General features: G+C 73.3%; 9 protein-coding genes. 4 read left to right on the top strand and 5 right to left on the bottom strand.

What is annotated here, in order from left to right:
• Positions 1-17: 17 nt before the first annotated feature.
• Both ABZZ17_RS11780 and dapE read right to left on the bottom strand, forming a co-directional pair.
• Complete coding sequence (locus ABZZ17_RS11780; protein ID WP_356874641.1) at positions 18-776, bottom strand: TIGR00730 family Rossman fold protein; 759 nt, start codon at positions 774-776, stop codon at positions 18-20.
• A gap of 64 nt (positions 777-840) precedes the next feature.
• A complete protein-coding gene (dapE, locus tag ABZZ17_RS11785; RefSeq protein WP_356874643.1) occupies positions 841-1,920 on the bottom strand; it encodes a succinyl-diaminopimelate desuccinylase in 1,080 nt (359 codons plus the stop codon).
• 86 nt (positions 1,921-2,006) lie between these two features.
• Between dapE and ABZZ17_RS11790 the strand changes: the two genes are divergently transcribed.
• Together ABZZ17_RS11790 and ABZZ17_RS11795 are read left to right on the top strand one after the other, a co-directional pair.
• Positions 2,007-2,945 carry a hypothetical protein gene (locus ABZZ17_RS11790; RefSeq protein WP_356874645.1) on the top strand — a complete coding sequence of 313 codons (939 nt, stop codon included), beginning with the start codon at positions 2,007-2,009 and terminating at the stop codon, positions 2,943-2,945.
• 262 nt (positions 2,946-3,207) lie between these two features.
• The gene (locus ABZZ17_RS11795) at positions 3,208-3,516 is read left to right on the top strand and encodes an ATP-binding protein (RefSeq protein ID WP_356874647.1); all 309 of its coding nucleotides are present in this window, start codon (positions 3,208-3,210) and stop codon (positions 3,514-3,516) included.
• Positions 3,517-3,602: 86 nt separating this feature from the next.
• On the opposite strand, the gene dapC is transcribed toward ABZZ17_RS11795, so the two are convergent.
• Both dapC and fdxA read right to left on the bottom strand, forming a co-directional pair.
• Positions 3,603-4,697 carry a succinyldiaminopimelate transaminase gene (dapC, locus tag ABZZ17_RS11800; protein ID WP_356874649.1) on the bottom strand — a complete coding sequence of 365 codons (1,095 nt, stop codon included), beginning with the start codon at positions 4,695-4,697 and terminating at the stop codon, positions 3,603-3,605.
• A gap of 107 nt (positions 4,698-4,804) precedes the next feature.
• Positions 4,805-5,134, bottom strand: a complete 330-nt coding sequence (gene fdxA / locus ABZZ17_RS11805) for a ferredoxin (protein ID WP_281211214.1) — start codon at positions 5,132-5,134, stop codon at positions 4,805-4,807.
• 116 nt (positions 5,135-5,250) lie between these two features.
• On the opposite strand from fdxA, the gene ABZZ17_RS11810 reads away from it, so the two are divergent.
• Together ABZZ17_RS11810 and ABZZ17_RS11815 are read left to right on the top strand one after the other, a co-directional pair.
• Entirely contained in the window at positions 5,251-6,240 is a 990-nt protein-coding gene (locus tag ABZZ17_RS11810) for a GNAT family N-acetyltransferase (RefSeq protein WP_356874651.1), read from the top strand.
• Entirely contained in the window at positions 6,237-7,028 is a 792-nt protein-coding gene (locus ABZZ17_RS11815; RefSeq protein ID WP_356874653.1) for a transglutaminase-like domain-containing protein, read from the top strand. The genes ABZZ17_RS11810 and ABZZ17_RS11815 overlap by 4 nt, the downstream gene beginning before the upstream one ends.
• Positions 7,029-7,112: 84 nt before the next feature.
• On the opposite strand, the gene ABZZ17_RS11820 is transcribed toward ABZZ17_RS11815, so the two are convergent.
• Positions 7,113-8,372 carry a hypothetical protein gene (locus tag ABZZ17_RS11820; protein ID WP_356874655.1) on the bottom strand — a complete coding sequence of 420 codons (1,260 nt, stop codon included), beginning with the start codon at positions 8,370-8,372 and terminating at the stop codon, positions 7,113-7,115.
• Between the last annotated feature and the right edge of the window lie 111 nt (positions 8,373-8,483).

Raw genomic sequence — 8,483 nt, forward strand, 5'->3', positions numbered from 1 at the left:
GCCGGGGGGAGCGGGTCCTACTTGCCGACTTCCTTCGTCACCAGGGCGATCGCCTCGTCCACGTCGTCCGTGACGTGGAAGAGGTAGAGGTCCTTCTCCGAAGCCTTGCCCTGGGCGATCACCGTGTTGCGCAGCCAGTCGATCAGGCCGCCCCAGTACTCCGTGCCGAAGAGCACGATCGGGAAGCGGGTGATCTTCTGGGTCTGTACCAGGGTCAGCGCCTCGAACATCTCGTCGAGCGTGCCGAGGCCGCCCGGCAGGACCACGAAGCCCTGGCTGTACTTCACGAACATCGTCTTGCGGACGAAGAAGTACCGGAAGTTCAGCCCGAGGTCGACGTGCTCGTTGAGCCCCTGCTCGAAGGGCAGCTCGATGCCGAGGCCGACGGAGATGCCGCCGCCCTCGCGGGCGCCCTTGTTGGCCGCCTCCATCGCGCCCGGGCCGCCGCCGGTGATGACGGCGAAGCCCGCGTCGACGAGGGCCCGCCCGATCCGTACGCCGGCGTCGTACTCCGGCGAGTCGACCGGGGTGCGGGCCGAGCCGAACACGCTGATCGCGGGCGGCAGCTCGGCGAGCGTGCCGAAGCCCTCGATGAACTCCGACTGGATGCGCAGGACCCGCCAGGGATCGGTGTGCACCCACTCGGAGGGCCCGGCTGAGTCCAGCAGCCGCTGGTCCGTCGTACTGCCCGCCTGCACCTGGCTCCGCCTGCGCAGCACCGGCCCGAGCTGCTGCTCCTCGGGCCGACGACGAGACGAACCTTCGGGGTTGCCCATGATGTGCTCCCTCCTGCTGATCGTTGGATCAGGTTAGGCGCACAAAGGTGGCCAGAAGGGGAATTTACGAGGTCAGCCAGGCGCGGAGTCGTTCCTCGCAGTGGAGGATCGCCTTCGTCTCGACGCGCTCGTCGACCTTGTGGGCCAGCAGGGCGTCTCCCGGGCCGTAGTTGACCGCCGGAACGCCGAGGGCGCTGAAGCGGGCCACGTCCGTCCAGCCGAACTTCGGCATGGCGCGGCCCCCGACGGCTTCCATGAAGGCCGCGGCGGCGGGGTGGGAGAGGCCGGGCAGGGCGCCGCCGGAGAAGTCGTCGACCACGAACTCGGAGATCCCGCAGTCCGCGAACACCTCCCGCACGTGGGCGACGGCGTCCTCGACGGTGCGGTCGGGGGCGTAGCGGAAGTTCACGGTGACCGTGCACGCGTCCGGGATGACGTTGTTGGCGACGCCGCCCTGGATGGCGACCGCGTTGAGGCCCTCGTGGTACTCCAGGCCGTCGATGACCGGCTTGCGGGCCTCGTAGGCGGCCAGCTTCGCCAGGATCGGGGCGGCGCCGTGGATGGCGTTGGAGCCCATCCAGCTGCGCGCGGAGTGCGCGCGCTCGCCGGCCGTGCGGAGCAGGACCCGCAGGGTGCCCTGGCAGCCGCCCTCGACCTCGGCGTTGGAGGGTTCCAGCAGGACGGCGAAGTCGCCGGTGAGCCAGTCGGGGTGGGCCTCGGCGACCTTGCCGAGGCCGTTGAGGTCGGCGGCGACCTCTTCCTGGTCGTAGAAGACGAAGGTGAGGTCGCGGTTCGGCTCGGGGACGGTCGCGGCGATGCGCAGCTGCACGGCGACCCCGGACTTCATGTCCGTCGTGCCGCAGCCCCACAGGACGTCGTTCTCGTCCAGGCGGGAGGGCACGTTGTCGGCGATCGGCACGGTGTCGAGGTGGCCGGCGAGTACGACGCGCTCGGCGCGGCCGAGGTTCGTGCGGGCGACGACGTTGTTGCCGTGGCGGTCGACGGTGAGGTGCGGGAGGCCGCGCAGCGCGTTTTCCACGAGGTCGGCGAGGACCTTCTCGTCGCCGCTCACGGAAGGGATGTCGACGAGCCGGGCGGTCAGCTCGGCAGCGTCCAGGGTGAGGTCCAGCTCGGATTCGGACATGGACCCGACCCTAACGCCCCGGGATGCGCCGGTACCGGGTGCGTCCGGCCGGTGGACGCGTCATCTGCCTCAAGTACGGTAGCCGCGTGTCCGAGACCGATCGCTCCCGTCCCCGACGCCGCCGACGCCCGATACGCCTGGCCGCGGCGCTGCTCGCGCTGCTCGGCCTGATCGGGTACGGCGTCGTCCAGAACGAGTCCATCGGCGGGGCCGGCGCCCCGCACTGCACGGTGCGCGCGGCGGAAGCCGGCGGGGGCGGGGGGCGTTCGTTCTCCCTGAGCCCGGAACAGGCCCGCTACGCGGCGACCATAGCGGCGGTGGGGACGACGAAGGGGATGCCGGAGCGGGCGGTGACGATCGCGGTGGCCACGGCCATGCAGGAGTCGGCGCTGCGCAACCTGGACCACGGCGACCGGGATTCGCTGGGTCTGTTCCAGCAACGCCCCTCGCAGGGCTGGGGAACCCCGGACCAGATCATGGACCCGGTGTACTCGGCCGGGATCTTCTACGACCGGCTGGAGGACGTTCCCGGGTACGCGGGGATGCCGCTGACGGTCGCCGCGCAGAAGGTGCAGCGCAGCGGTTTCCCGGACGCCTACGCGAAGCACGAGCCGGACGCGGTGCTGCTGACGGCGGCCTTCACCGGGCGGGCCCGCTCCGTCCTGGAGTGCGCCGGCCCGAAGGACGGTCCCGAGGGCGATCCGGCCCGGGTGCGGGAGGGGCTGAGCCGGGACTTCGGGCCGGCCGTGCTGCCGAAGGCCGGTGCCCCGCGCGGCAATGCGGCGCCCCGGGACGCGGCCGAGGTGGCCCTGCGGGTGAAGGAGCAGCGGCGCGGGTGGGAGCTGGCGCACTGGGCCGTCGCGCACGCCTCGGAGCTTGGGATACAGCGGGTCTCCTACGACGGGATGGCGTGGATCGCGGGCGAGCACCGGGGCGCGTGGGTCCCGGGCGTCCCCTCCGCCGCCGGTGATCCGCGCGCCGCGGGCCCGGAGGACGTACGGATCTTCCTGACCCGCCCCAGGTAGCCGCGGATCCGGGACGGGCGGGCAGGCGTACGAACCGTCACCCGCAGGGGGAGGGGCGCGCGCCGGCCGCGGCTGGTCGGCGGGGGGTCGCGGATCCGCTGGTCGGAGCGGGTTCCGTGAGGGCGTACGGGTATCTCATGCGCTTGTCGCCGAAGCCGATAAGCCGACGCATTACCGATCCTTTACCCGGGGCATCCGCAACTTGATCCACCCCGGGAGCGGTTGTACACGGCGTACTCAGCCGCTACCGCTTAGGAGCAACATGTCCCTCCCCCTGACCCGTCGGATCGCCCGTGCCGCGCTGCTCCTGGCCGCCGGTACCGCGCCCGTGGTCGGTGCGGCCGGCGCGGCCAGCGCCGCGGGCCTGGAGTCCGTGCCGCAGCTGGGCGCGCTCACGGCGCCGGACTCCGCGGACGCCACGGCCGCGGCCACGGACGCCGCGGGCACCGTCACCGGCGCCGTTCCGGCCGCCGGTCCCGCCGGCGAACTGGCCGGCACGGCGACCAAGACGCTCGGCGGGCTGCCCGTGAACACCCTGCCGGTGGGCACGCTGCCCGTGCTGGGCGGCTGACACCGCCGCGGGAACGCCGAGGGGCCGGGAGCGCACGCTCCCGGCCCCTCGGGCCGTTCGGGGTCCGGGAGGCCCGGGCCCCGGGCTCAGCCCAGGCGCTTGACGGCGGCCGCGACCCGCTCGTCGGTGGCCGTGAAGGCGACGCGGACGAACTCGGCGCCGGCCTCGCCGTAGAAGTCGCCGGGCGCGACGAGGATGCCGAGCTCCGCGAGGCGGGCGACGGTGTCCCAGCAGGGCTCGTCGCGGGTCACCCACAGGTACAGGCTGGCCTCACTGTGCTCGACGCGGAAGCCGTGTGCCTCCAGGGCCGCGCGGAGCGCCTCGCGGCGGGCGGCGTAGCGGCCGCGCTGCTCGGCGACGTGGGCGTCGTCGCCCAGGGCCACGACGGTGGCCGCCTGGACGGGGGCGGAGGTCATCATGCCGCCGTGCTTGCGGATCTGGAGCAGCTCGCCGAGGACGTCGGCGTCACCTGCGATGAACGCGGCCCGGTAGCCGGCCAGGTTGGACCGCTTGGAGAGGGAGTGGACGGCGACGATGCCCTCGTAGGAGCCGCCGCAGACCTCGTCGTGGAGGACGGAGACGGGCTCCGCCTCCCAGCCCAGTTCCAGGTAGCACTCGTCGCTGAAGAGCAGGATGCCGTGCTCGCGCGCCCAGGCCACGATCCGGACCAGGTCCTCCTTGGACAGGACCCTGCCGGTGGGGTTGGACGGGGAGTTGAGCCACAGGAGCTTCACGCCGGCCGGGTCGAGGTCGGTGGGGTCGTCGTAGACGACCGGCTCGGCGCCGCACAGGCGGGCGCCGACCTCGTACGTCGGGTAGGCGAGGCGGGGGTAGGCGACCTTGTCGCCGGCGCCCAGGCCCAGCTGGGTCGGCAGCCAGGCCACGAGTTCCTTGGAGCCGACGACCGGCAGGACGTTGCGGTGTCCGGCGGCGCTCGCTCCGAGCCGGCCGCGCAGCCAGCCGGTGATCGCGTCGCGCAGGGCGGGCGTCCCCCACACCGTCGGGTAGCCCGGGGAGTCGGCGGCGGCGACCAGGGCGCGCTGGATCAGCTCCGGGACCGGGTCGACGGGCGTGCCGACCGACAGGTCGACGATGCCGTCCGGGTGGGCCGCGGCCGTCTTCTTGTACGGCTCCAGCTTGTCCCAGGGAAAGACGGGAAGACGGTCGGATACTGCGGCCACGGTGGTCTCTGCTCTCTCTGGGTACGCGCTCGGTTCGGGTGGGTAAACGGCTCGGTCCCGCGCGGCAGGAGTGCCGTACGGGACCGAGGAGCGTCTGCCGTGAACGGTCAGTGCTGCGGGTTGATGTCCGCCGGCAGCGCCGCGACGAAGGGGTGGTCGCGCTCGATCAGGCCCAGCTTGGAGGCACCACCGGGCGAACCGAGCTCGTCGAAGAACTCGACGTTCGCCTTGTAGTAGTCCTTCCACTCCTCCGGGGTGTCGTCCTCGTAGAAGATGGCCTCGACCGGGCAGACCGGCTCACACGCGCCGCAGTCGACGCACTCGTCCGGGTGGATGTACAAGGACCGCTGGCCCTCGTAGATGCAGTCGACGGGGCACTCTTCGATGCATGCCTTGTCCTTGACGTCGACACAAGGCTCCGCGATGACGTAGGTCACGCTCTCGTTCCTCCTCGGTAGGGCTGTCCATTCGCGCGGGAGCGCGGCGTCGTCGATGCCCGCACCTAGTATCTCCGTTCCCGGGCACGATCCGAACAGGAGGGGCGGACAGAGCTGTGGAAATCACTGCCGGTGGGCTGCTGGAGATCCGTATCACCCCGGCTGACGTGGGTAAACGAGTCTCTGTACGACGGGTGGAGGCGGAGTCGGGGCGGTCCCCCGCCTTCGTGGACGCCGTCGGGGTTCTCACATCCTGGAACCAGGGTGTGCTGACGATCACACGCAAGGACGGCGTGTCCGTCCACATCCCGGAATCCCTGCTGGTCGCGGGCAAGACGGTGCCGCCCGCGCCGGCCCGCCGCAGGGGTCCGGCGGCCTCCTTCCAGGAGCTGGCGAGGGTCACGGCGCGGGCCTGGGTGCCGCTGGAGAGCGAACCGCTCGGGGAGTGGACGCTGAGGGCCGCCGGGGGCTTCACCCGCCGGGCCAACTCGGTACTGCCGCTCGGCGATCCCGGCATACCCCTGGACGAAGCACTCGCCCGGGTGACCTCCTGGTACGCGGAACGTGACCTTCCGGCGTACGTGCAGACCGCGACCGGCGCGGCCGGCACGCAGGAGCTGCTCTGCGCGGAACTGGAACGGCGCGGCTGGGTCAACGAGGTCTCGGCGGAGGTCCGCGTCGGGGGCCTGGCCCCGGTCGCGGACCTGGACGCCGACGTGACGGACGTACGCCTGACCCGCACCCCGGACGAGGCGTGGCTCGGCCGCTACGGGAAGGTCCGGGACCCGGACCTGGCCCGGCGGATGCTCGTGGAGGGCCCCTCGGTGTGGTTCGCCTCCCTCGCCGACGGCCGCGCGGTCGGACGCTGCGTGGTGGACGGGCGCTGGGCCGGGTTCGGCGCGGTCACGGTCGCCCCGGAGCACCGGCGGCGGGGCCTGGCGACGGCGGTCATGGCGGCCCTGGCCCGGCGGGCGCTGGAGGAGGGCGCCTCGGCGGCCTGGCTCCAGGTGGAGAGCGACAATCCCGGGGCGCGCGCCCTGTACGACGGGATGGGCTTCGCGACGCACCACGCCTACCACCACTTCCGGGCCCGGGCGGCGCGGTGAGCGCGCGGACGCGGGAGCTGTTCGCGGCGGAGGCCCGCGCGGAGCGGCCCGACCTGGCGCAGCTGTGCCTGCTGCTGGCCGCGGAGGCCGACCCGGACCTGGACGAACGCGCCATGGACTGGGCGCAGATCGAGCTGGACCGGCTCGCGGGGATGCTGCCGTACGGGCTGAGCGGCGGGCGGGCCTGGGCGTCGGCCCTGACGGAGCTGCTGGGGGGCCGGCTGGGTTTCCACGGCACCCCGGCGGACTACGACCGCCTCACCTCCTCGCTGCTCCACGAGGTGCTGCGGCGCCGCCGGGGGCTGCCGATCCTGCTCTCCGTCGTCTGGATGGAGGTGGCGCGGCGGGCGGGCGCGCCCGTGTACGGGCTGGGGCTGCCCGGGCACTTCGTGGTGGGTTTCGGGGATCCGGAGGAGGGCGTGGTCGCGGACCCGTTCGCGGGCGGGGCCTCGCTCGGCGCGGGTCCGGCGGAGCTGGCCTCGGGGCCGCGGACGCCGGCCCGGACCCTGGACATCGTGCTGCGGATCCTGAACAACGTGCGGGCCTGGGCGTCGGGCCGGCCGGAGCACTCGGCGGTGGCCCTCTGGTCGCTGGACCTGGCGCTGCTGCTGCCCTCGCACCCGGCGGCGCTGCGCTACGAGCGGGCGCGGCTGCTGGTGGAGCGCGGCGCCTTCACGGCGGGCGCGGCCGAACTGGAGGCGTACGCCGAGGTGATGGACGCGGTGGACAAGGAGGCGGCGTCCCGCATCCGCGGCGAGGCCGTCTCCGCCCGCGCGCTGCTGAACTGAGCGGGGTACGCCCGGACCGGGCCGGGTACGCCGAAGCCCCTTTCCCCGGGCGGGGAGAGGGGCTTCGGGCAGGGCGGACCCGGATCAGCCGGCGTTGGTGTCGATGACGACGATCCGCTCGGCGGGGGTCTTGCCGATCAGGGCCTTGCCGAGGGCTCCCGCGACGTCCTGCGGGGTGACGGCCGTCTTCGCCCCGGTGCCGCGGGTGATCATGACGCCGTCGAAGGTGTTCCCGTAGGTGGCCTTGAGGGCCTCCAGGTCGTACTTCTCGACGAGGCGTCCGTCCACGGCCGTCATGCTGATGATCTTCGGCAGGGACTTGGCGCCGAAGGGGAGGGACTTGGCGCCCGCCTTGACCGTCACGGTGCCGGACATGGCGGGCTCCGCGAACTCCTTCATCGCCCGGTCCAGTTCGGCCTGGGTGACGGTGGGCTCCCGGGTCGTGACCGGAAGTTCGACGGGGGCGGCCTTGCCGCTGCCGACGAGCTCGCCGAAGGCCTTCCTGACCCGGTCCACCGAGCCGTCGACGTCGAGGCCCTCGCCCGCCTTGCCGGGGACCGCGACGGGCTTGCCGGTGTCGAACTTGATGGTGGCCTCGGTGGCGGTGCCGGCGCTGCCGCCCAGCTCCTGGAGCGCGACGCGCAGCTTCTCCTCGTCGACCGGCATGACGGCCTCTGCCGTGCGCTCGACGCCGAAGAGGGTGCCGATGACGGTGACGGGGTTGTAGTCGCTGCCCGCGGCGTTGCGGACGGTGGTCTGCGCGTCGAGGGTCAGGCCCGCCTTGTCGGGCTTCAGCTCGACCTGCTTGCCGCCGACGCTGAGCTGGAGCGGGGCCGCGGCGCGGGTGCCGAAGGCCTGCTCCAGCTTGTTGACGGCCTCGTCGCGGCTGCCGCTGATGTCGACGCCGAGGACGGTGGTGCCCTTGGGGACGTCGGAGTGGTTCAGCAGCAGCCCGGCGCCGTAGGCCACGCAGACCAGCGTGACCAGGCCACCGCCGAGGAGGACCAGCTTGGAGCGGCCCTTCTTGGCGGGCTTGGCGGGCTTCGCGGCCGGCCCCGCCCCCTTGGTCTGCTTGCCCGCCGGGCCGGGCGGCGTCGGCAGGGGCTGCCTCGGCGGCTGCGGCCCGGGGGCCGGCGCGACGGGGGCGGGCGCCGGGGCGGGAGCGTGCGCGGCCTCGGGGCCCGGCCAGCGCGGCGCCTCGTCGGCGTGTACGGGTACGGTCCCCATCGCGGGCCCGCCCGTCGGCCCGGCGGGCTCCGTGAAGGCGGGGAACGCCTCGGTGACGGGCCCGGCGTCGTACGCCGGGTAGCCCTGCGGCGGCGTGCCGACGCCGGGGCCGCCCACGTGCGGGGGCGGCGCGAAGCCGCGACGACCTGGACGGATTCCTTGGCCTTGCCGTCGTTCTACTTGCCGTTGACGGAGTCGGTGAGCATGACGAGGCAGAAGGGGCAGGCG

Origin of the sequence: Streptomyces sp. NPDC006512, assembly GCF_040611935.1 — a bacterium.
Lineage (GTDB): Bacteria > Actinomycetota > Actinomycetes > Streptomycetales > Streptomycetaceae > Streptomyces.